The sequence below is a fragment of the Pseudomonas sp. nanlin1 genome (assembly GCF_045571515.1).
In the GTDB taxonomy this organism is placed as follows: domain Bacteria; phylum Pseudomonadota; class Gammaproteobacteria; order Pseudomonadales; family Pseudomonadaceae; genus Aquipseudomonas.
In genome coordinates this window covers 1,686,390-1,705,876 of record NZ_CP124218.1, presented here as the reverse complement: position 1 = coordinate 1,705,876, position 19,487 = coordinate 1,686,390, and the positions used below count along the sequence as shown (strand labels likewise).

General features: G+C 59.0%; 25 protein-coding genes. 11 read left to right on the top strand and 14 right to left on the bottom strand.

Annotated elements, in window-relative coordinates; genetic code table 11:
* Positions 1-25: 25 nt before the first annotated feature.
* From speE to QCL65_RS07975, 4 genes are all read right to left on the bottom strand, one after another.
* Positions 26-886 (bottom strand): polyamine aminopropyltransferase, encoded by an 861-nt coding sequence (speE, locus tag QCL65_RS07990; protein ID WP_407315725.1) that lies wholly within the window; start codon positions 884-886, stop codon positions 26-28.
* 91 nt (positions 887-977) lie between these two features.
* Positions 978-1,169 (bottom strand): PLDc N-terminal domain-containing protein, encoded by a 192-nt coding sequence (locus QCL65_RS07985; RefSeq protein ID WP_407315724.1) that lies wholly within the window; start codon positions 1,167-1,169, stop codon positions 978-980.
* A gap of 67 nt (positions 1,170-1,236) precedes the next feature.
* Entirely contained in the window at positions 1,237-1,767 is a 531-nt protein-coding gene (locus QCL65_RS07980; protein WP_407315723.1) for a hypothetical protein, read from the bottom strand.
* Between the two features lie 64 nt (positions 1,768-1,831).
* Positions 1,832-2,356 (bottom strand): ankyrin repeat domain-containing protein, encoded by a 525-nt coding sequence (locus tag QCL65_RS07975; RefSeq protein WP_407315722.1) that lies wholly within the window; start codon positions 2,354-2,356, stop codon positions 1,832-1,834.
* 349 nt (positions 2,357-2,705) lie between these two features.
* On the opposite strand from QCL65_RS07975, the gene QCL65_RS07970 reads away from it, so the two are divergent.
* The gene (locus tag QCL65_RS07970) at positions 2,706-2,984 is read left to right on the top strand and encodes a DUF3509 domain-containing protein (RefSeq protein WP_407315721.1); all 279 of its coding nucleotides are present in this window, start codon (positions 2,706-2,708) and stop codon (positions 2,982-2,984) included.
* Positions 2,985-3,087: 103 nt separating this feature from the next.
* On the opposite strand, the gene mtnC is transcribed toward QCL65_RS07970, so the two are convergent.
* Genes mtnC through aroC form a run of 5 tightly spaced genes read right to left on the bottom strand, consistent with a single transcriptional unit; the run spans position 3,088 to position 7,236 of the window.
* Entirely contained in the window at positions 3,088-3,777 is a 690-nt protein-coding gene (gene mtnC / locus QCL65_RS07965) for an acireductone synthase (RefSeq protein WP_407315720.1), read from the bottom strand.
* A gap of 12 nt (positions 3,778-3,789) precedes the next feature.
* Positions 3,790-4,335, bottom strand: coding sequence for a 1,2-dihydroxy-3-keto-5-methylthiopentene dioxygenase (locus QCL65_RS07960; protein WP_407315719.1), 546 nt, complete (start codon positions 4,333-4,335; stop codon positions 3,790-3,792).
* 15 nt (positions 4,336-4,350) lie between these two features.
* The gene (locus QCL65_RS07955; RefSeq protein ID WP_407315718.1) at positions 4,351-4,974 is read right to left on the bottom strand and encodes a methylthioribulose 1-phosphate dehydratase; all 624 of its coding nucleotides are present in this window, start codon (positions 4,972-4,974) and stop codon (positions 4,351-4,353) included.
* Positions 4,971-6,119, bottom strand: coding sequence for an MFS transporter (locus QCL65_RS07950; protein ID WP_407316736.1), 1,149 nt, complete (start codon positions 6,117-6,119; stop codon positions 4,971-4,973). The genes QCL65_RS07955 and QCL65_RS07950 overlap by 4 nt, the downstream gene beginning before the upstream one ends.
* 25 nt (positions 6,120-6,144) lie before the next feature.
* Complete coding sequence (aroC, locus tag QCL65_RS07945; RefSeq protein WP_407315717.1) at positions 6,145-7,236, bottom strand: chorismate synthase; 1,092 nt, start codon at positions 7,234-7,236, stop codon at positions 6,145-6,147.
* A gap of 151 nt (positions 7,237-7,387) precedes the next feature.
* Between aroC and QCL65_RS07940 the strand changes: the two genes are divergently transcribed.
* Together QCL65_RS07940 and QCL65_RS07935 are read left to right on the top strand one after the other, a co-directional pair.
* Positions 7,388-8,341 (top strand): alpha/beta hydrolase, encoded by a 954-nt coding sequence (locus QCL65_RS07940; protein WP_407315716.1) that lies wholly within the window; start codon positions 7,388-7,390, stop codon positions 8,339-8,341.
* A 55-nt stretch (positions 8,342-8,396) separates the two neighbouring features.
* Positions 8,397-9,191, top strand: a complete 795-nt coding sequence (locus tag QCL65_RS07935) for a hypothetical protein (RefSeq protein WP_407315715.1) — start codon at positions 8,397-8,399, stop codon at positions 9,189-9,191.
* A 20-nt stretch (positions 9,192-9,211) separates the two neighbouring features.
* Here QCL65_RS07935 and prmB read toward each other — a convergent pair whose 3' ends face one another.
* Positions 9,212-10,120, bottom strand: a complete 909-nt coding sequence (gene prmB, locus QCL65_RS07930; protein ID WP_407315714.1) for a 50S ribosomal protein L3 N(5)-glutamine methyltransferase — start codon at positions 10,118-10,120, stop codon at positions 9,212-9,214.
* Between the two features lie 149 nt (positions 10,121-10,269).
* On the opposite strand from prmB, the gene QCL65_RS07925 reads away from it, so the two are divergent.
* The 5 genes from QCL65_RS07925 to QCL65_RS07905 all read left to right on the top strand — a co-directional run bounded on the left by QCL65_RS07925 (position 10,270) and on the right by QCL65_RS07905 (position 12,894).
* Positions 10,270-10,860, top strand: coding sequence for a cysteine hydrolase family protein (locus QCL65_RS07925; protein WP_407315713.1), 591 nt, complete (start codon positions 10,270-10,272; stop codon positions 10,858-10,860).
* A 122-nt stretch (positions 10,861-10,982) separates the two neighbouring features.
* Entirely contained in the window at positions 10,983-11,303 is a 321-nt protein-coding gene (locus QCL65_RS07920; RefSeq protein ID WP_407315712.1) for a hypothetical protein, read from the top strand.
* A 36-nt stretch (positions 11,304-11,339) separates the two neighbouring features.
* Positions 11,340-11,897, top strand: coding sequence for a Smr/MutS family protein (locus QCL65_RS07915; RefSeq protein ID WP_407315711.1), 558 nt, complete (start codon positions 11,340-11,342; stop codon positions 11,895-11,897).
* A 72-nt stretch (positions 11,898-11,969) separates the two neighbouring features.
* Positions 11,970-12,515 (top strand): GTP cyclohydrolase I FolE, encoded by a 546-nt coding sequence (gene folE / locus QCL65_RS07910; RefSeq protein ID WP_407315710.1) that lies wholly within the window; start codon positions 11,970-11,972, stop codon positions 12,513-12,515.
* Between the two features lie 13 nt (positions 12,516-12,528).
* A complete protein-coding gene (locus QCL65_RS07905) occupies positions 12,529-12,894 on the top strand; it encodes a glutaredoxin domain-containing protein (protein ID WP_407315709.1) in 366 nt (121 codons plus the stop codon).
* 47 nt (positions 12,895-12,941) lie between these two features.
* Here QCL65_RS07905 and QCL65_RS07900 read toward each other — a convergent pair whose 3' ends face one another.
* Entirely contained in the window at positions 12,942-13,541 is a 600-nt protein-coding gene (locus QCL65_RS07900; RefSeq protein ID WP_407315708.1) for a glutathione S-transferase family protein, read from the bottom strand.
* 212 nt (positions 13,542-13,753) lie between these two features.
* Between QCL65_RS07900 and QCL65_RS07895 the strand changes: the two genes are divergently transcribed.
* A complete protein-coding gene (locus tag QCL65_RS07895) occupies positions 13,754-14,944 on the top strand; it encodes a benzoate/H(+) symporter BenE family transporter (RefSeq protein WP_407315707.1) in 1,191 nt (396 codons plus the stop codon).
* A gap of 30 nt (positions 14,945-14,974) precedes the next feature.
* Here the strand turns inward: QCL65_RS07895 and pyrF are convergent, their stop codons facing one another.
* On the bottom strand, positions 14,975-15,685 hold the full coding sequence (pyrF, locus tag QCL65_RS07890; protein WP_407315706.1) for an orotidine-5'-phosphate decarboxylase: 711 nt from the start codon (positions 15,683-15,685) through the stop codon (positions 14,975-14,977).
* 316 nt (positions 15,686-16,001) lie between these two features.
* Here pyrF and QCL65_RS07885 point away from each other — a divergent pair, with 316 nt between their 5' ends.
* Together QCL65_RS07885 and QCL65_RS07880 are read left to right on the top strand one after the other, a co-directional pair.
* Entirely contained in the window at positions 16,002-16,169 is a 168-nt protein-coding gene (locus tag QCL65_RS07885) for a DUF2897 family protein (protein WP_054076408.1), read from the top strand.
* A 106-nt stretch (positions 16,170-16,275) separates the two neighbouring features.
* Positions 16,276-16,839, top strand: a complete 564-nt coding sequence (locus tag QCL65_RS07880; protein ID WP_407315705.1) for a TetR/AcrR family transcriptional regulator — start codon at positions 16,276-16,278, stop codon at positions 16,837-16,839.
* Positions 16,840-16,942: 103 nt separating this feature from the next.
* Here the strand turns inward: QCL65_RS07880 and QCL65_RS07875 are convergent, their stop codons facing one another.
* Positions 16,943-17,260: a ComEA family DNA-binding protein gene (locus QCL65_RS07875; protein WP_407315704.1), complete on the bottom strand. Its 318-nt coding sequence runs from the start codon at positions 17,258-17,260 to the stop codon at positions 16,943-16,945.
* Positions 17,261-17,369: 109 nt separating this feature from the next.
* Complete coding sequence (locus QCL65_RS07870) at positions 17,370-19,340, bottom strand: polysaccharide biosynthesis protein (protein ID WP_407316734.1); 1,971 nt, start codon at positions 19,338-19,340, stop codon at positions 17,370-17,372.
* Between the last annotated feature and the right edge of the window lie 147 nt (positions 19,341-19,487).

The following is a 19,487-nucleotide window of genomic DNA, read 5'->3' as shown; positions in this document are numbered from 1 at the left end:
AGCCGAAGCTCCGAGCGAGCAAGCGTCAAGCGTTGCTGGGCTTGTTTACCGCTTGCAGGACGTATTGCGGTAGGGCAAACGCGCCGATGTGTACTTCGGGGTTGTAATAGCGAGTAACAATCCCGCTGCCGACGTAGCGCTGGCGCAGTGTGTCCAGCGGCAGCTTACGGTAGTCGGTATCGGTGGACCCCCAGGCGAAGGTCATGGCGCCACCGATGTAGGTCGGCACGGCAGCCTGGTAGAAGTGCCAGTCAGCGAAGAGGTTGCGCATGCGCCCGGCAGTGGTTTGTACCTCACCCAACTGCATGAAGGGAGTACCGTTCTGGGTCACCAGAATACCGCCTTCGTTCAGGCAACGATGGCAGGCCTGGTAAAAATTTTCCGAGAACAAGACTTCACCCGGGCCAATCGGGTCGGTGGAGTCAGAGATGATGACGTCGAACTTTTCTTCGGTGGTGGCCACGAAGCGCATGCCGTCGTCGATCACCAGGTTCAGCCGCGGATCGTCGTAGGCACCCTTGGAATGGTTAGGCAAAAACTCTTTGCACATGTCCACCACGGTTCCGTCGATCTCGACCATGGTGATGTGTTCGATGCCCAGGTGCTTGCTGACTTCACGCAACATGCCGCCATCACCGCCGCCAATGATCAGCACGCGCTTGACGCGCCCGTGGGCCAGGATCGGAACATGGGTGAGCATTTCGTGGTAGATGAATTCGTCGGCTTCGGTGGTCTGAATCACCCCGTCCAGCGCCATGACCCGGCCCATTCGCGGGTTCTCAAAGATCACCAAGTGCTGGTGTTCGGTACGCACTTCGTGCAGCAGTTTTTCCATGCGGAAACGCTGCCCGTAGCCTTCGTAAAGTGTTTCGATGTAATCGCTCATGGGTAACCTTCCCCGGGTTGCAAGGCGCGCATTCTACGGCGGGGAAGATGACAGGTCGAACCTTGTTTGCGGCTCGACCGGCGCCGTTGGGTCAGACGCGAACGTTGCCGCGTGGCCCGGCGATGGCCCAGATGATCAGGCCCAGCACTGGCAACAGGACAATCAACAGCACCCAGAGGATCTTCTTGCCGACTTCAGTGCCGCTTTTAAGCACGTTGATGATGGCCCAGATGTCCAGGGCGAGAATGATCAGGCCAACCAGACCGTTGAATGTAGAACCCATGTGCTGCTCCTAGATGATGACTATGTACCACTAGGATAGCGCGCGCCTTCCAGGGTTCCGCAGCGAATCATACCTGGGCTGGCGCTTGCAGCGCAGGCAGCGCTGGCGCAGCGGTGATTCCGGCTTGCTCGCTCAACTCCAGCACCCGTGCCAGGTCTTGCCCGTACACCAGGACCATCTGCAATTCGTCATCGAGCGGTTCGCTGAAATTGACCAATACATAGCCGCCCAGATCCTTGCTCAAAGCCGAAAGTTGCACCTGAATTCGGTTTAGCGCGGTCAGGCCGTCGACCTTGTTCAGCTGTTTGGGTTTGATATTGAAAGTAACCTCAGGCCCGAACGACGCCATGATCGCCGCGAGTAGGTCGGGGTAGGTATCGGCCTGGAACAGCACTGTATCCGGCAGGCTCCCGACCACCACCCACTCACCCAACGCAATGGGAAAGGTGTCGTCGTAATTGATATCGGGGTTAGCCGCCAAAAACGCCTGGGGGTCGGCATACGCTTGCGCTGCTTCGCCTGCAATGCGCTGGATGTCCTCATCAGCAAGGCAGCCGGAGCTGATCTTGGTAATAAGTTCGGTAAGGACGGTTTGCATGACGGGGGCCTGCGGCAACGATCAAAAGGGCGCAAAGCATAGCCGCTATTGCGCCCTCTTTGAATCAGGCTCGAAGTTTTTCCAAGTGGGCGATGGCGTCTTTCGCCCCCATTGCTCGCGCGGCACCCAGGGCATCGATACCAGCGGCGTCGACTGCGTGTGCATTAGCCCCCTGAGCCAATAGGTAATCGATCAGCTCGATACGGTTGAACATCGCCGCCATCATCAGCGCTGTGCGGCCGTCGCCCGCAGCGCCGTCTACTTGGGCGCCGCCTTCGACCAATAGGCGAACCATTTCCAGGTCGCCCTTGAACACCGCGCCAGCGATTGGCAATTGATTGCGATCATTAGCGATCTGCGGATCTGCCCGGTGGGATAAGAGCACTTTGACTGCGTCGTGATGGCCGTGGTAGCTGGCGAGCATAAGCAGGGTGTCGCCTTTATGGTTGCGCAGGTTCGGCGGGAGATCTTTTTCCAGCAAGCGCCCGAGCATGACAGCATCACCTTTGCGTGCAACGTCGAAGACCTGCTCGGCAAATTCTGCGGCTTCCTGTTCGTTCATATTACGTGCGGTCTGCGGGTCCGACATGGAAAGCTCCTGAAGCTCATATAGTGTGGCCCATGGTCTTCAACGCCAGCGCCAGGGTCAACCAGCGAGTCGCTATGAAGGGCATAGGGAAATCAATTGAAGATACGTGGTCATAGTGAGTGACGATCCCACGAATTAATTCCCCTGGGTTTGTACCCTTCCCCGCTTCGCCTTTTACTTCCGCGCAAAATGCAGGGCCCCAGGCCACCCTTCATGCAATTTGCACGAGGCGGAAAAAATCAGTGATTTTTAAACTATTGATTTATAAGAACTTTTAAAAGTAAGCAAACTGGCACAATCGCTGCACTCCTTATCTCACAAGTGCCAACCATTGAGCTAAGGAGCTGACATGAGCTTTCTTCACGAGAAATTTGCCTCAGTATTTTCTGAGTACGACGTCACTACCTTGCCTCGTCCAGACGGCGCCGTATTGCTGACCCTGCGTGACGCAGAAGGCAAACAGATCAAACGTTCCATCTCTTATGCGCAGCTGAATACACCTGAACAGTTGTCTTGGGTGATCAGTGCCATCCGCCGTGACTTGGCGGGCGCCGCCAGCGAATTGCCGGCGATCAACATGCTGCAGAGCCAAAACCGTTTCGCGTTGCCGACCTACCATTCGGCCTGATTTCGCTTAGCGAGCTTTTACGAGATCGGGGCCAAGGCCCCTCGCCAACGTGCGAGGGAGCTTGGCCCCGATTTTTTTTGGCCCGTTGCTAGGTAGATACAGGCTATAAATAAAAAGTTTCAGCACTGATTTCCGCAAAACTGCGAATTGTGAAGTGGTTCGCTAATTTCCCGCCCTCCCGCGCTACGCCGCAGGTGCGCATGCCAGCCTCTTGAGCGGCGTCCAATTCCTGGACGATATCGGACAAGAACACCACCTCATTGGCCGGCAAGCCTATGGCTTCAGCGATGTTGCGATAGGACTGCGCTTCGCGCTTGCCGCCCGACGTCGTATCGAAATAGCCGCTGAACAGAGGCGTCAAGTCGCCGGCTTGGGAGTAGCCGAAAATGAGCTGCTGCGCCTGAATCGACCCTGACGAATAAACATACAAGGCAAAACCTGCCTCGTGCCACTGCTGTAAGGCCATCACGGCGTCGGGGTAGACGTGGCCTTTCAACTCGCCGGTTTTATAGCCCTCAGCCCAAACCATACCCTGCAAAGCCTTCAATGGCGTCGCTTTACGGTCCTGGGCGATCCATTCCAATAGAATGGCGATAACCCGTTCGGTATCGGCCTGCGGCTCCTCAGCGTCTGCCCGCACTGCCTCCAGCTGCGCTGCCACCGCCGGTTCACTGGCATGTGCGCGAACATAGTGGGGCAGGTTCTGCTGGGCGAAAGGGAACAATACGTCGAAGACGAAACTGACCGCACTGGTGGTGCCTTCGATGTCGGTGAGGATAGCTTTGATGGGCATGCAGGCTCCGGGTCAGTCTTCTAGGCGTGGAAAGCGGCCAGCAATGTCTTGGCCGGTGAAATTGGCGACCCAGCCATCGGGGTTATTGAACAACCGAATGGCGACAAAATGGGGAAACTCGCCCATGTCGAACCAATGGGCGGTGCCGGCCGGTACTGAGATCAGGTCATTCTTTTCGCACAAAACGGCGTAGACATAATCATCAATGTGCAAGGTGAACAGCCCGCGGCCTGCCACGAAAAAACGTACTTCGTCCTCGGCATGCCGGTGCTCCTCTAGGAACTTGGCGCGCAGTTCAGCTTTTTGTGGGTGATCACTGTTCAGGCTAATAACATCGACGGTGACGTAACCGCATTCGGTCATCAGTTGGTCGATCTGGCCTCGGTAGGCATCGATCACTTCATCCTGGCTCGCGCCTGGCGTGACCGGGGTGCTGGCCTGCCACCGCTCAAAGCGCACACCCTGCTCGGCGAGCGTGGCGGCGATGTCGTCAACGTGGGTCAAGACCTTATTGGGGACTTGCGGCGAAGACTCGTGGTAAACGCTCAGGCTACTCATCAGGCACCTCCTTTGTTATGAGCGACCGCTCAACGATCGCATTTTCAATTCGCACTCGAACAGAAACTCGAACGCCTCGACCTGGCGCAGCGCATCACTCATGCGCGCCCCCCAGGAGTACAGGCCGTGACCGCGGATTAAATAACCGACGCAATCGGGGTGGCGGTCGAGCCAGGGCTGGACTTTAGCAGCCAAGCGAGCGATGTCCTGGTCGTTGTCGAAAATCGGCACGGTAAGCAGCGACTCATGGGTACTGATGCCACTAAACGCCTTTTGCAGTTCGTAGTCCTGGAACGTCAGGCAGGTTTCGGCTGTTAACCTGGACAGTACCGTGGCATTGACCGAATGGGTGTGCAACACCGCGCCGATACGTGGTTCCCACGCGTATAACTGGGTGTGCAGAAGTGTTTCGGCCGACGGTTTCTTGCCAGGCTCCAGGCTATTGCCGTGAAGGTCCGTGGCCAGCACGTCGTCCGTGCCGAGTTGCCCTTTATGCTTGCCCGAGACTGTCAGCAGAGCCTCGGTGGGCGAAAGACGTGCCGAATAATTGCTGCTGGTGGCTGGCGACCAGCCACGGCCGTAGAGAAAGCGCCCGGCGTCGACGATTTCCTGGGCCAGTCGTTCACGGTTCAGGCTCATGCTTGTTGCTCCTGTGCGCCAATGGCAATGATAAAAGCGGCGGTCAAAGCCGCCAGGCTGGCGATGGCAAACGTTGCCCCTGGGCCCAGGGCATTCCAGCCATAGCCAGAGTAGAGTGCCCCCAGTGCGCCGCCAATGCCGGCCAAGGCAGCATACAAAGCCTGCCCTTGGCCCTGCTGACGCGCGTCGAAGCTGCGCTGAACGAAGTGCACTGCCGCTGCATGAAAGCTACCGAAGGTCGCCGCATGCAGCACCTGGGCGAACACCAATACGGCCAAGTGCTCGGCGAACGCCCCCAGCAGCGACCAACGCAAGGCCGCCAACAGAAAACTGGCCAGCAACACCCGCTTGAGCGAGAACCGCGCCAGCACCCGGCTCATGGCCATGAACATCAAAACCTCGGCCACCACCCCGACTGCCCACAGCGAACCAATGGCCGCGCGGCTGTAGCCCAACTGCTCAAGGTGCAGGGTTAAAAACGTGGCGTAAGGCCCGTGGCTCAATTGCATAAGGCCGACGCTGGCGTAAAACGCCAATACCGGCCGACGTAAGAGCTGCTGCATAAAACCGCCGGCCAGACGCACGCCGGTGTGGGCCGAAACGGGGGCGTCTGGGATCCAGAACGTGGCCACCGCGATGCCCGCCATGATCAGCACCAGCCCATACGGATAAAGGTCCAGGCTCACCCACTCCAATAGCCAGCCCAGGGTCATCACCGCCGCGATGAAACCAATCGAGCCCCATAGGCGGATCTGGCTGTAGCGCGCCGTCTGGCCTTGCAGATGCCCCAGGGTAATGGTTTCGAACTGCGGCAACACCGCGTGCCAAAAAAACGCGTACAGGGCCATGACCAAGGCCAGCCAGGCGTAACTCTTGCTGTAAAAGATCAACGCGAAACTGAGCAACGTACACACCGCCCCGAAGCGGATGATGGCCAGGCGGCGACCAGTGTAATCGCCCAACCAGCCCCACAGATTAGGGGCAATGCAGCGCATCAGCAGAGGGATGGCCACCAGCTCGCCGATGCGCGCGGCATCGAACCCGAGGTGGTGGAAGTAGAGGCCAAAAAACGGTGCGGTAGAGCCCAAAAAAGCGAAGTAGAACAGGTAGAACCCGGACAGGCGCCAGTACGGGATGGCCGCCACGGCTGTCATGCCCAGGCAAAGCGCATCAGAGCTGGCCCAGCACTGGGGTGGTCACCCGCACATCGGCGTTTTGCCCGCGGTGGCGCAGCAAGTGATCCAGCAACACGATGGCCATCATCGCCTCGGCGATCGGCGTGGCACGGATCCCCACGCAGGGGTCATGGCGGCCCTTGGTGATGACATCCATCGCCTGGCCATGGACATCGATGGAGCGGCCGGGTGTGGTGATGCTCGACGTTGGCTTGAGCGCCAGGTGTGCCACGATGGGTTGGCCTGAGGAGATGCCACCCAGAATCCCGCCCGCATTGTTGCTGAGAAAACCCTCGGGGGTCATTTCGTCGCGGTGCTCGGTACCACGTTGGGCGACACAGGCGAAACCTACGCCGATCTCCACGCCTTTCACGGCGTTGATGCTCATTAGTGCGTGAGCCAGGTCGGCGTCCAGGCGGTCGAAGATCGGCTCGCCGAGACCTGGCAAAACGCCCTCAGCGACAACCGTGATTTTTGCCCCGACCGAGTCTTGGTCGCGGCGCAACTGGTCCATATAGTCTTCCAGCTCCCCCACTTTGCTGGGGTCAGCACTGAAAAACGCGTTTTGCTCAACCGAGTCCCAACTTTTGAAGGGGATTTCGATGGGGCCCAGCTGGCTCATGTAGCCGCGAATAACGATGCCTTGGGTGGCCAGATACTTCTTCGCAATGGCCCCGGCCGCCACCCGCATGGCGGTTTCGCGGGCCGAACTGCGGCCGCCGCCACGGTAGTCGCGCTCACCGTATTTGTGGTGATAGGTGTAATCGGCATGGGCTGGGCGGAACAGGTCTTTGATGGCCGAATAGTCTTTGGACTTCTGATCGGTGTTACGGATCAGCAAACCAATGGAGGTGCCCGTGGTACGCCCTTCGAACACCCCAGAGAGGATTTCCACCTCGTCGGGCTCTTGGCGCTGGGTGGTGTGCCGGCTAGTGCCGGGCTTGCGCCGATCGAGGTCGCGTTGCAGGTCGTGGGCGTCCAGCGCGAGGCCTGGCGGGCAGCCATCGACAATCGCCACCAGGGCTGGGCCATGGCTTTCGCCAGCCGTGGTAACAGTGAACAGCTTGCCGTAGGTATTGCCGGACATGCAGGACGCTCCGCGAAATCAACCAAAAACAATCAAGGCCGAGCAGTATACTCACGCAGGCCAGGCACTTCACCCCCGTTTACCCACTACCGGCGGGGCGAACCTTCGCCAGGCGGCCGAGTCGAACACCCACCCCACCACTAATGGCTTGATGATGTTACGGCTAATCGTTGCTTCCCTGATCCTGTTCTGTGGGCTCGCCCACGCCGCCGCCCCCAGTGTTTTGCAACGGCCCGTGGAGCTTGACACCGGCCACGGCATACTGCACGGCAGCCTGTTATTGCCCCGTTCCGAGCAGCCAGTGCCGGTGGTGCTGATCATTTCCGGCTCCGGCCCCACCGACCGCGACGGCAATAATCCCGAGGGTGGGCGCAACGACAGCCTGAAGAAACTCGCCCTGCTGCTGGCACGTAATCAAATCGCCAGCGTGCGTTACGACAAACGCGGGGTTGCCAGCGGCCGCGTGGCCACCCCTGATGAACGCGACCTGAGTGTCGAAGGCTACGTGGATGATGCGGTGGCGTGGGCGCAGCAACTCAAGAGCGACCCGCGGTTTGGCCCGTTGGTCATTCTCGGCCACAGCGAGGGCGCGCTGATCGCCACCCTCGCCGCCCCCCGAGCAGGCGCAGCAGGGGTCATTTCGCTGTCCGGCAGTGGTCGGCCGATGGATCAAGTGTTGCGTGAACAGCTACGCGAACACTTACCCGCTGCGCTGCTACCACGCGCCGAGCAACTGCTGGACCGCCTCAAAGCAGGCCAATTCGACCCGCAGGTACCGCCCCCCTTGCAGGTTATCTTCCGCCCCAGCGTACAGCCCTATCTGGTCTCGCTATTTCGCCAGGACCCAGCTGCCGCCATGGGGCAATTGACGATGCCCGCACTGATCGTGCAGGGCCGTAACGATATGCAGGTCGGCATCGCCGACGCGCAGGCCCTGCACCAGGCCAAACCCGACGCACAACTGGCGTTGATCGACGGCATGAACCACGTATTGCGAATCGTCGCCGACAACCGCGAGGCGCAGCTGGACTCTTACAAAAACCCCAAACTGCCGCTGGCCGACGCGCTAGCTCGGCGCTTGGTGGGTTTCATCAAGTCGGTTTAGACGCTATAGAAGTTTGCGGGCCAGCCGATAGCAGGGTGTGAACGAGGATCACCCGATGACTGAAGCCGCAACCCAAGACCCTTCGCAGGCCCCTGAAGCGCCTGCCGAACCCGCCGTGGCCCTGCCGTGGGCCGACGTTGCCACCGAGCATCATAAAATGCTCCGCTTGCTGCCGCTGCCCACCGACCGGGCGACGGGTGCGCGGCCGTTGCGTTTCGTCCAGTTCGGTTACGCCGAGCGCCACGACCAGGCGCGCAGTTTGCTACGCATGGGCATTGAGCTACCAGGGCAACGTACGCGCAAAGAGCAGAATCATCTGGATGTGTGGCTTGACCACGAAACCCGCATGGTCAGTTTCGAACCTGCCAGTGGCTTGCAGATGGAACCTGCTAACCGCGGGCTGGGCCGCTTTATGCTGGCCCAAGCCGCGCTCTGGGCGCAGCGTAAACATGGCCAGTACCGTCTTGAAGGCGGCCTTTTGGCGAGTAAGGATGGGCTAAACGAAGAGACCCGCCTGCGCCGCGACCATACCTTACGCACCCAGGGGTTGGATATCGAGTATGCCGATGCCCAGCACCTCAAGGGGCGCTATAAAGAACTCGCCATCAGCGCGATGCAGCCAACCTGGAACACCGAAAAAGTGCAGATCGTCAGTATTTTGGACAGCGCCAACATGCTTCAGGTCGCCGAACAGAACCTGCAGGAACAGGAAGCCAAACTGCGCCAGCACGAGGAACGGGTCAACAAATACCGCCGGGATGACAGCGGGCTGCGCTTCACCATTGCGTGCCTAGTGGCCTTCGCGGTGTTTCAGGCGGGCCTGCTGATCTGGATTGCGACCCACCGTTGAAGCGTCGGGGCTCGCGCCCCTCACACCCGTGAAGCGAACAGCGCCTGATGCGCCCGGCATTGCTCGGCGCTGAGCATAAATACGCCGTGGCCACCGTTCTGGAAGGTCAACCAAGCAAAGTCGACCTCTGGATACAGCGCCTCCACGTGCACCTGGCTGTTGCCGACCTCAACAATCAGTAGCCCTTTTTCGCTCAAATGATCGGCCGACTCCGCCAAGAGGCGGCGCACCAGGTTCAAGCCGTCATCGCCGCAGGCAAGGCCCAGCGCCGGTTCATGCTGGTACTCAGGGGGCATGTCAGCGAAATCCTGGGCGTCGACATACGGCGGGTTGGATACGATCAAGTCAAAGCGCTGCCCGGGCAAACCGGCGAAGCCATCGCCTTGCACGGTATACACGCGATCATCGTGCAGGTGCCGCTCGATATTCTGGTTGGCCACTTCCAATGCTTCGAATGAAAGGTCGGCCAGCACCACCTCAGCCTCAGGGAAAACCTCGGCACAGGCGATACCGATGCACCCGGAACCGGTGCACAGGTCGAGAATTCGTTGCGGCTCGCCGGCCAACCAGGGCGCGAAGCGTTCCTCGATCAGCTCGGCGATGGGCGAGCGAGGCACCAACACACGTTCGTCGACGATGAACGCCATACCGCAAAACCAAGCTTCGCCCAGCAGATACGCGGCCGGCACCCGGTCCTTGATACGGCGCTTGAGCAAGTGCTGGACGCGCACCAGCTCCTCGTCTTCCAACCGGCAGTCAAGGTAGGCGTCGGCCATTTCGTAGGGCAGATGCAGCCCTCCCAAAACCAACTGCCGGGCTTCATCCCAGGCGTTGTCGGTACCATGACCAAAATATAAATCTTCCTCGTGGAAACGGCTGACCGCCCAACGGATATGGTCGCGTAGCGTGCGCAAGCGGGTAGTGATCACGGTGCACTCCTTCAAAATCAGGCCCTGAGTCTATCAGCCTTTGGCAGCCACTCCGCCGCGAGACTTTTTCGCCGGTTTCGTTCACGGCGATTCACAGAACGCCGCAAGCAGAGGACAATGGCTAAAAGCCCTAGCCAGAGGAGCCCCAGATGTCCGTTCCAAAGACGATGTTTCAACTCAGTGGCCGTGAATATCAACCGGCCATTCTCGCCCATGCCAGCCTGATCATTATCGATGCCCAAAAAGAGTACCTGAGCGGCCCGCTGGCGCTTGCAGGGATGGACGAAGCCGTCGCCAACATCCTCAAACTGGTAGCAGCGGCGCGGGCAGCAGGCCGCCCGGTCGTGCATGTTCGTCATCTTGGAACCGTGGGCGGTTTGTTCGATCCGCAGGGCGAGCGCGGTGAGTTCATCACCGGCCTCGGCCCGCTGAATGGCGAGGCCGTGGTGGAAAAGCGCCTGCCTAACGCTTTCAATGGCACAGGCCTGCATGAATTGTTACAAAACAAAGGCCCGCTGGACATCATCGTTTGCGGGTTCATGAGCCATTCCAGCGTGAGCACCACGGTGCGCGCCGCCAAAGACTACGGCTACCGCTGCACGCTGGTCAGCGATGCCTGCGCCACCCGCGACCTACCCCAGGGCACTGGTGTGCTGGCGGCCGCCAAGGTGCAGGAAGCCGAGATGGCCATAATGGCCGACAACTTCGCCGCCGTGGTCCGCACTGCCAAGCTGATATGAGCCTATTGGCGGTGTCATGGCCGCCACCTTCGCCAGGCCTCTGGTCTGACTAAATCACCCGCGCTTCGGAACCCGATGCCCCCTTTCGGGTCGAAGGCCCGATATCCACTGAGGAAATCGGAATGAAGTTATCCGATGGTTTTGACGCTCGGCGCCTGCGTTCCAAGGAGCCGAGTAACTGGCGTTTGCGCCTGGGCGCAGCGGTTTCGATTGTGCTGGCAACGCTGGGCGTATTACTGGTAATGGCCGGTGTGGCCAGCTTGCTAGGGCAGGCACCAGGGCTGGGCGAATTGAATACGACCACCACCGGCGCGGCCGTTGTGGCGGTCAGCGGGTTAGTCTTGCTGTACATCGGTGTCGCCTTGTGGCGCCGTTGCCGCCGGCGTGCGCGGCGCAATCGCGAGCTGAACATGGCGCCACACCTGATGAAAAAGCACGATTGACTCGCGTAGACTAGCCCTCCCCTGTTGGAGGCCGAGATGCAAGACGACGATTTTTCCCAGTTCAAAGAGCTGATGCGTGGGGTCAAACCGATCCAGCATGATCGCGCCGACACGGGTAAACCGAAGGCCGATCGTGCGCGCCTGGCCACCTTGCGCCAAGCCGCGACCGTACGGCAGAACACCATCAACGTAGACGGCTTGTCCGATCAGTTTGTGATCGATGTCGGCCCTGAAGATGAACTGCACTGGGCCCGCGATGGGGTTCAGGAAAGCCAGATGCGCAAATTGAAAGTGGGCCAGATCCCTTTCGAAGGCAGCCTCGACCTGCACGGCATGACGGTGGAAAAGGCCCGGGAGAACCTCTGGGCCTTCCTGGCCGAGGCCACTCGCTTCGAGATCCGCTGCGTGCGCGTTACCCATGGCAAGGCGGTACGCCTCGACGGTAAACGCCCGATGATCAAAAGCCACGTCAATACCTGGTTGCGGCAGCACACCCAAGTGCTCGGTTTCACCTCCTGCCAACCACGCCACGGCGGTGCCGGCGCGGTGTACGTTATGCTCAAGCGCACCATGCTCGAAGGCCGCGACGAATAAAGCCTTTCACTTGCGCAGCGGCTGTCTGCGCCGTAACCTTCGCTTCTGCGAAAAACACCCACAGGTAGATCCATGTCCCTGGAACAGAATTACTCAGCGATTCTCGGCCAAATCGGCGAGGACGTAACCCGCGAAGGTCTGCTAGACACGCCCAAGCGTGCCGCCAAAGCCATGCGCTACCTTTGCCAAGGTTACGAGCAAACGCTGGAAGAGGTCACCAATGGCGCACTGTTCAGCTCAGATGCGAGCGAAATGGTGATGGTCAAGGACATCGAGCTGTATTCGCTGTGCGAACACCACATGCTGCCCTTCATCGGCCGCGCCCACGTGGCGTACATTCCCCACGGCAAAGTGCTGGGCCTGTCGAAAGTCGCGCGCATCGTCGATATGTACGCGCGGCGCCTGCAGATCCAAGAAAACCTCGGCCGCCAGATTGCCGAGGCCGTTCAGCAAGTCACCGGCGCTTTGGGCGTGGCGGTAGTGATCGAAGCCAAACATATGTGCATGATGATGCGCGGCGTCGAGAAGCAGAATTCGTCGATGATCACCTCGGTAATGCTCGGCGAGTTTCGGGACAACGCCGCGACGCGCAGCGAATTCCTCAGCTTGATCAAGTAAGGGGGCAAACGGCATGTTGATGAAAGTATTGCGCAATGGCCTAGGCCAACTGATCGTCGCAGGTGACTTGCTCACCCGCCCGGCCAAACTCAAGCGCGATGGCGCCAAACAGGCAGAAGTGGAACGCGCGGCTCAGGGCCTGAGCCTGTATCAGTTTCACGCGTGCCCGTTTTGCGTCAAGACCCGTCGCACCTTGCACAAACTCAACGTGCCCGTAGCCCTTCGCGACGCCAAAAACGACCCCCAACAGCGCCAGGCGCTACTCGAAGGCGGCGGCAAGGTAAAAGTGCCCTGCCTGCGTATCGACGAAAACGGCCAGACCACCTGGATGTACGAGTCCAAGGTGATCATCGACTATTTGAACAAGCGCTTCGCCTGACCCCCTCTCGTTAGCGCGCCGCTGGTAAAAGCGCCGCGCTTGACGCCTCAAAGCATTCCCACATAACCCTTTTGTTGCGATACCCGCTGCAGCCACGCCTGGATCCCCGGGTAGGCGCTCAGATCGAAGCCGCCTTCATCGGCCACGTGGGTGTAGGCATACAACGCAATGTCGGCAATGGAAAACTGCTCGCCCACAAGGTAAGACGTGGCCTGCAGTTGCTTCTCCATCACCCTGAGCGCTTTGTGCCCACGGACCTGACAGACTTCGTATTCGTCCGCGCGCTCAGTGGGCATGCCCTGATAGCGCTGGATAAAGCGCGCCACGGCGACGTACGGCTCGTGGCTGTACTGCTCGAAGAATTGCCACTGCAGCACCTGGGTGCGCAGACGCGGCTCGGTAGGGAGGTAAACACTGCCATCGGCCAGGTAGTTAAGAATGGCGTTGGATTCCCATAGATGAGTGCCGTCTTCAAGCTCCACCACCGGGATTTTGCCATTGGGGTTGAGCGCCAGAAACTCGGCTGTTTGCGTGTCGCCCTTGAGGATATCAATAGGGTGCCATTGGTACTCCCACCCCAATAAATGCAGCATCAACTTGATTTTGTAGCAGTTGCCGGAAAGGTAATCACCGTAAACCTTGAGCATCGTTTCCTCCTAATGGGCCAACCAAGCGGGCTGACCCAGTATCCAAGCGTTCTGGGTGAACGTAACCGAAGGCTTGAACCTAAGCCCGCAGGATAACCCACCTGGAGGCGCCTGCCAGCCAAGACTGTACGGTCAATTGTGTTGGCGGCTGTATCGCCCTTAAACCACCGCCAGCGTTTACCCTGGCGCCCCCCGTTTCCCCGGAGTCGACTATGCACCCTGCGCCCACGGCCACCTTACGGCCTTTGGCAGACACCTCGCCCACCGCCATCATCGCAGGCTTTATTGCCATGTTGACGGCCTACACCAGTTCGCTGGTGCTGATCTTCCAGGCCGGCCAAGCGGCCGGTTTGAGCAACGGGCAAGTGTCGTCATGGATCTGGGCGCTTTCCATGGGCATGGCGGTATGCAGCATCGGCCTGTCCCTGCGCTACCGCACGCCGATCACTGTCGCTTGGTCAACCCCGGGCGCCGCCTTGTTGATCACCAGTATTGGCCAGGTGAGCTACGGGCAAGCGATAGGTGCCTATATAACCTGCGCACTGCTGGTCATGCTCTGCGGCCTCACAGGCGCTTTCGAGCGCATCGCCAAGCGCTTGCCCACCTCTCTGGCGGCAGCGCTGCTGGCCGGTATTCTGTTCAAAATCGGCAGCGAGATCTTCATCGCCGCGCAGCATCGTACCGGGCTGGTCGCCGGCATGTTTTTCACCTACCTGCTGGCAAAGCGCGCCTTCCCGCGCTACGCCGTCCTCGCGGCACTGGTGGTGGGTAGCCTGCTGGCAGGCACGCAGGGGCTACTGGATTTCAGCCAGTTCCAACTCGAGCTGGCGGTGCCGGTCTGGACTACGCCGCAATTCTCCCTGGCAGCCACCATCAGCATCGGCCTGCCCCTGTTCGTAGTCGCCATGGCCTCGCAAAACATGCCGGGTATGGCGGTGCTGCGGGCAGACGGCTACCCGGTCCAGGCCTCGCCTTTGATCGCAACCACCGGCCTCGCCTCGCTACTGCTCGCCCCTTTTGGCGCCCACGGGCTCAACCTGGCCGCGATCAGCGCCGCCATCTGTACCGGCCCGCAGGCCCACGAAGATAAAACCAAGCGTTATACCGCAGCGGTATGGTGTGGGGTGTTCTTTGCCATCGCCGGCATTTTCGGCGCCACCCTGGCGGCCCTATTCACCGCGCTGCCTAAAGAGCTGGTGCTGTCGATTGCGGCACTGGCGCTGTTCGGCTCGTTGATCAACGGCCTGACCCAGGCCATGAGCGAACCCAAAGAACGCGAGGCGGCCCTGATTACCTTTATGGTGACGGCTTCGGGCATGACCCTGTTTTCCATAGGGTCGGCATTTTGGGGGATCGTTGCAGGGGTTCTGGCGTTGCTGGTACTCAATAGCAAGGGGCGCTGAATTGGGCAGGCCCCTTGACGCTGCTTAGCTCTACAGCGCCTGTGCGCAGATCTGCGCTACTACATCTTCCAATGCTTGGCGAGGGTCTGCGGCCTGGCTGATCGGCCGCCCAATCACCAAGTAATCAGAGCCGGCGTCGAGCGCCTGGCGTGGGGTGAGAATGCGGCGCTGGTCATCCTGGGCGCTGCCGGCAGGGCGAATGCCCGGCGTGACCAACTGCAGACCAGGGTGCGCGGCCTTCAGCGCGGTCGCTTCCAGAGCCGAACAGACCAAGCCGTCCATACCGGACTTCTGCGCCAAGGCAGCCAAGCGCAGCACCTGCTCCTGAGGTTCGATGTCCAGACCGATCGCGGCCAGGTCCTCGCGCTCCATACTGGTCAGCACGGTCACCCCAATCAGCAGCGGCTGCACGCCATTGCGCTGGTCGAGCACTTCGCGGCATGCAGCCATCATGCGCTGGCCCCCAGAACAGTGAACGTTAACCATCCACACGCCCATTTCCGCGGCGGCTTTGACCGCCATCGCCGTGGTATTGGGGATATCGTGGAATTTCAAATCGAGAAATACCTCGAAGCCTTTACTGTTGAGGGTCTCCACGATGCCTGCAGCGCTGCTGGTAAACAGCTCCTTACCCACCTTGACCCGGCATAGCTTGGGATCTAACTGATCGGCCAACTGCAAAGCGGCCTCCCGGTTGGGGAAATCCAAAGCGACGATGATAGGGGTCTGGCAAACGGGCATGGCGAGGCTCTCAAAGCAGGTCGAAATCGCCGCGCATTGTAGCGGATTTTAATCATGGAAAGGCCGCTCCTTTCGGCTTGGCCCATAACCATGGCCGTCAATGCCCGGCTCTGCAAAGGCGAAAGCGGCCGCGGCCCAGGGCGCTCCGACCGTCTGTCTGCACACAAGTCAATCTATAGGCGCAACAGTAGTAGCACTATGATAACGCCCGCCTAACGTGTTTATAATTGAACCACTGGGTGTGTTTACTATCAAAAAAAGGTGCTGCCGCGGTTACCGGAACCCTCTGGTCGGCGCACGCCTAAGGAGATTAAACATGCCCTGGTACGCCTGGTTAATACTGCTGGTGGCTATCGGTTCCATCGTCGGTGGCCTGATGATGTTGCGTGATACGGCGAAGAAACTACCCCTCACCGAGGAGCAACTTAAACGCGTGCATGAACGCAACGCCGAAATGGATGCTAAGGAAGCGCGTGATCGATGAGTCCGGTTTCGGCTATTGAGCCCCTCAATAGCCAGAGACTCCCCAATAACGCCTGACTTTGTGACGACCTAAAAACGCCACTTAGCACTTGAGCCCTGGAGGCGCCGTGCGCTACCCCCAAGATCGCAAAGCCCAAACCTACCAACGAATCGTCAAGGAAGCCTCTGCCCGCTTTCGCCGTGATGGTGTTAGTGCGACAGGCCTTCAACCTCTGATGAAAGGCCTCGGCCTGACCCATGGCGGTTTCTATGCACACTTCAAATCCAAAGACGAGCTGGTGCAAACTGCGTTGCAAGATGCAGTGGAACAGGTTTCCATAGCGGTTGATAAGGCGTTTTCAAGCGAACAACCCATAGCAGCATTCATCGATTTTTACCTTAGCGAACACCATCGAGACAACGCCGATTCAGGCTGCCCCTTACCTACCATCGCAGCCGAACTCGGCCAGCGCCGGCAGGCCAGCGCAACGACCGACTATGTGGTCAATACGATCAGTAAACTGATGGCCGAGGCCATGGGCGGCGGTGAACAGGCCGAACAGAAAGGTATCGTGACATTGTCGACACTGGTCGGCGCACTGATGTTGGCGCGCAGTGTTGAGGATGCGGGGTTGTCGGCGTTGATTTTGGAGACGAGTCGTAGTGCGCTGAAAGAACAGGCACGGGCTTAAGAATCAATCATTGCTGCAAACCGGACTTCCTGGACGACGCAGAGTGCCTGGTGGCCGGGAAGTGAGAGGCCAATCTCGCCTCTCCTTCCGTGCCTCGTGGGAGTCAGTTCAACGCCAGTTTGTCGCGATTCTTATCCAGTAGCGCCTTCCCGATCCCTTTGACTTCGAGCAGCTCATCAATTGAGGCAAAAGCGCCGTGGGCGTCCCGGTGAGCCACTATCGCCTCAGCTTTAGCTTTCCCCACTCCCGCCAGTACGCGCTGTAGGGTCTGCGCATCGGCAGAGTTCAAGGACACCTTCCCTTCAACCGATTGCATCGAGGAAGACTCTGCCTGGGGATTGGCTGTAGGGGCCGCGAGCGCGCTATGGGAGGTAAGGCTTAGCAGGGCAACAAGTAACGAGGAGAAAAAGGTGGTACGCATTGGGGACGTGCTCCATGGCAATTTAAGTTCAATGGCGGCTTTCCTTGAGCCGCCTCTTGAACTTAGATCACCAGGGGAGCCTGTCCAGGCGAAAAGCCTAGGAATAGTCCTAAATACGCGGGTCAAGCCGCTGCTGCAGGTGCACCCAGTCGACGATATCACCATCAGGGCTGTAGCCACTGACGGTCTCTCGGAGTAATTGCCGCACGAGGGGATAGTCGTTATGACGCAGGCCATCCAATAACCCATTCAAGCGCGGCTTGAGCAGGTCCCAGGGCAGATAGTCTTCGTCAGCACTCATGATCATCGGGTGTAACGTCGCTTCGACGTTATCGCCGATCAGCAGCTCCTCGAACAGCTTTTCTCCCGGCCGAAGCCCGGTGAATTCGATTGCGATGTCGCCGTTAGGATTGCGATCTGACCTGACACTGAAGCCGGACAGATGAATCATTTTTTCGGCCAACTCAACAATCTTTACTGGCTCTCCCATGTCCAGCACGAAGACATCCCCGCCCTGCCCCATTGAGCCGGCCTGGATAACCAGCTGCGCCGCCTCGGGGATAGTCATGAAATAACGGGTAATTTTGGGGTGGGTCACGGTGAGCGGACCACCGCTTTTGATTTGACGGTGAAACAGTGGGATGACGGACCCGGACGAGCCAAGTACGTTACCAAATCGGACCATGACGAATCGCGTCCGGTTGACCTGAGACACGTTACTAAGGTCACCAAATAGCACCGGCGCCGTTTCCCTACTCAACGCCTGCAAGGTCATCTCTGCCAACCGTTTGGTACTGCCCATCACATTGGTGGGGCGGACGGCTTTATCCGTCGAAATCAATACGAAGTTGGCGACACCGGCCTGGAGCGCCGCTTGAGCGGTGTTCAATGTGCCTAACACGTTATTAAATAGGCCTTCGGCGATATTGTGCTCGACAATGGGAACATGTTTGTAAGCGGCCGCATGGTAAACCGTTTCGACGGCCCAGGTCGTCATCACCTCGAGCAACTTGTCGGCATGCCGCACGGAACCCAGGATTGGCAATAGCCTAATAGGAAGTGATCGACGTTTTACCCGCGCCTCCAATTCACTCGATATGTTGTAAAGGTTGAACTCGCTGTGCTCAAACAAAATCATCGTGGCCGGCCGCTGGTCGAGAATCTGCCGACATAGCTCCGCCCCAATGGAGCCGCCAGCGCCGGTAATCAGCACGACTTTTCCAGTGATACAGCGTTGTAACAGGTTGTCTTGCGCTGGCACCGCATCACGGCCCAACAGGTCGGCAATGTCGACCTCCTGAATGTCATCCACTTTGACTCGCCCGCTGGCCAAATCCATAAACCCAGGCACACTACGAACATGGATAGGGAAGGCCTCGAGGTAATTGAGGATCTCGCGACGTCTGGCGCGGGTGGCCGAAGGTACGGCGAGCAAAATTTCCTGAGCCCCCGTCGCTTCGATCAGTTTATCGATATGCCTAGGCTTGAAAACATGCAGCCCGGAAATAACTCTATCGGCGATGCCGGGGTCGTCATCGATAAAAGCCACCGGCCGCATGGCCTTGCCCATTCGCAGCGCCGCTACGAGCTGATTACCCGCAGAGCCAGCACCGTAGATCGCTACCCGAGGTAAGCCATCATCCCGATTCGCGAAGGGAACATGCTGAGTCGTAGCGAACCAGTCGCCCAGAAAATACTGGCGCATGATCAGGCGTAACCCGCCAATCATCACCAGACTCAGCCACCAATAATTAAAAATGATCGACCGAGGCACTACGGTTTTGTGGTTGCTGTACCAGTACACGACCAGCGCCAGCAAAAGGGCCGACAAGGTCACAGCCTTGAAGATAGTGATCAACGCGTCGTTGCCGAAATAGCGCATCACCGCGCGGTACATGCCAAAACGTATAAAAATCGGGATGGCGATGACAGGTGCAGACCCGAACAGCCAGAAGTGTGCCCAGTAGGGGTGGTTGGTATCGTCCAAACCAAGACGCACGACAAAGGCTAGCCAGAGTGCGACCCAGATCAAGAGTACGTCGGTGGCAACTTGGAGCGCCCGTTTATATCGACGTGGCATGCCCAGTAAGCGTGACTTGATCCAACTTCTAAAACTTTTATCCTTCACACACAGCCCCTAACTCTATTGCCCTGTCGGGCATTGTACGCATTTGCCCATTCCAACCCCCGTACCCGTGCGGTGCGACGAATCCGACCTTAGGCAAAG

Bases quoted from the DNA above. Each gene is read 5' to 3' on its own strand.
- speE (WP_407315725.1), bottom strand. From the start codon at position 886: ATGAGCGATTACATCGAAACACTTTACGAAGGCTACGGGCAGCGTTTC.
- QCL65_RS07985 (WP_407315724.1), bottom strand. From the start codon at position 1,169: ATGGGTTCTACATTCAACGGTCTGGTTGGCCTGATCATTCTCGCCCTG.
- QCL65_RS07980 (WP_407315723.1), bottom strand. From the start codon at position 1,767: ATGCAAACCGTCCTTACCGAACTTATTACCAAGATCAGCTCCGGCTGC.
- QCL65_RS07975 (WP_407315722.1), bottom strand. From the start codon at position 2,356: ATGTCGGACCCGCAGACCGCACGTAATATGAACGAACAGGAAGCCGCA.
- QCL65_RS07970 (WP_407315721.1), top strand. From the start codon at position 2,706: ATGAGCTTTCTTCACGAGAAATTTGCCTCAGTATTTTCTGAGTACGAC.
- mtnC (WP_407315720.1), bottom strand. From the start codon at position 3,777: ATGCCCATCAAAGCTATCCTCACCGACATCGAAGGCACCACCAGTGCG.
- QCL65_RS07960 (WP_407315719.1), bottom strand. From the start codon at position 4,335: ATGAGTAGCCTGAGCGTTTACCACGAGTCTTCGCCGCAAGTCCCCAAT.
- QCL65_RS07955 (WP_407315718.1), bottom strand. From the start codon at position 4,974: ATGAGCCTGAACCGTGAACGACTGGCCCAGGAAATCGTCGACGCCGGG.
- aroC (WP_407315717.1), bottom strand. From the start codon at position 7,236: ATGTCCGGCAATACCTACGGCAAGCTGTTCACTGTTACCACGGCTGGC.
- QCL65_RS07940 (WP_407315716.1), top strand. From the start codon at position 7,388: ATGATGTTACGGCTAATCGTTGCTTCCCTGATCCTGTTCTGTGGGCTC.
- QCL65_RS07935 (WP_407315715.1), top strand. From the start codon at position 8,397: ATGACTGAAGCCGCAACCCAAGACCCTTCGCAGGCCCCTGAAGCGCCT.
- QCL65_RS07925 (WP_407315713.1), top strand. From the start codon at position 10,270: ATGTCCGTTCCAAAGACGATGTTTCAACTCAGTGGCCGTGAATATCAA.
- QCL65_RS07920 (WP_407315712.1), top strand. From the start codon at position 10,983: ATGAAGTTATCCGATGGTTTTGACGCTCGGCGCCTGCGTTCCAAGGAG.
- QCL65_RS07915 (WP_407315711.1), top strand. From the start codon at position 11,340: ATGCAAGACGACGATTTTTCCCAGTTCAAAGAGCTGATGCGTGGGGTC.
- folE (WP_407315710.1), top strand. From the start codon at position 11,970: ATGTCCCTGGAACAGAATTACTCAGCGATTCTCGGCCAAATCGGCGAG.
- QCL65_RS07905 (WP_407315709.1), top strand. From the start codon at position 12,529: ATGTTGATGAAAGTATTGCGCAATGGCCTAGGCCAACTGATCGTCGCA.
- QCL65_RS07900 (WP_407315708.1), bottom strand. From the start codon at position 13,541: ATGCTCAAGGTTTACGGTGATTACCTTTCCGGCAACTGCTACAAAATC.
- QCL65_RS07895 (WP_407315707.1), top strand. From the start codon at position 13,754: ATGCACCCTGCGCCCACGGCCACCTTACGGCCTTTGGCAGACACCTCG.
- pyrF (WP_407315706.1), bottom strand. From the start codon at position 15,685: ATGCCCGTTTGCCAGACCCCTATCATCGTCGCTTTGGATTTCCCCAAC.
- QCL65_RS07885 (WP_054076408.1), top strand. From the start codon at position 16,002: ATGCCCTGGTACGCCTGGTTAATACTGCTGGTGGCTATCGGTTCCATC.
- QCL65_RS07875 (WP_407315704.1), bottom strand. From the start codon at position 17,260: ATGCGTACCACCTTTTTCTCCTCGTTACTTGTTGCCCTGCTAAGCCTT.
- QCL65_RS07870 (WP_407316734.1), bottom strand. From the start codon at position 19,340: ATGCCACGTCGATATAAACGGGCGCTCCAAGTTGCCACCGACGTACTC.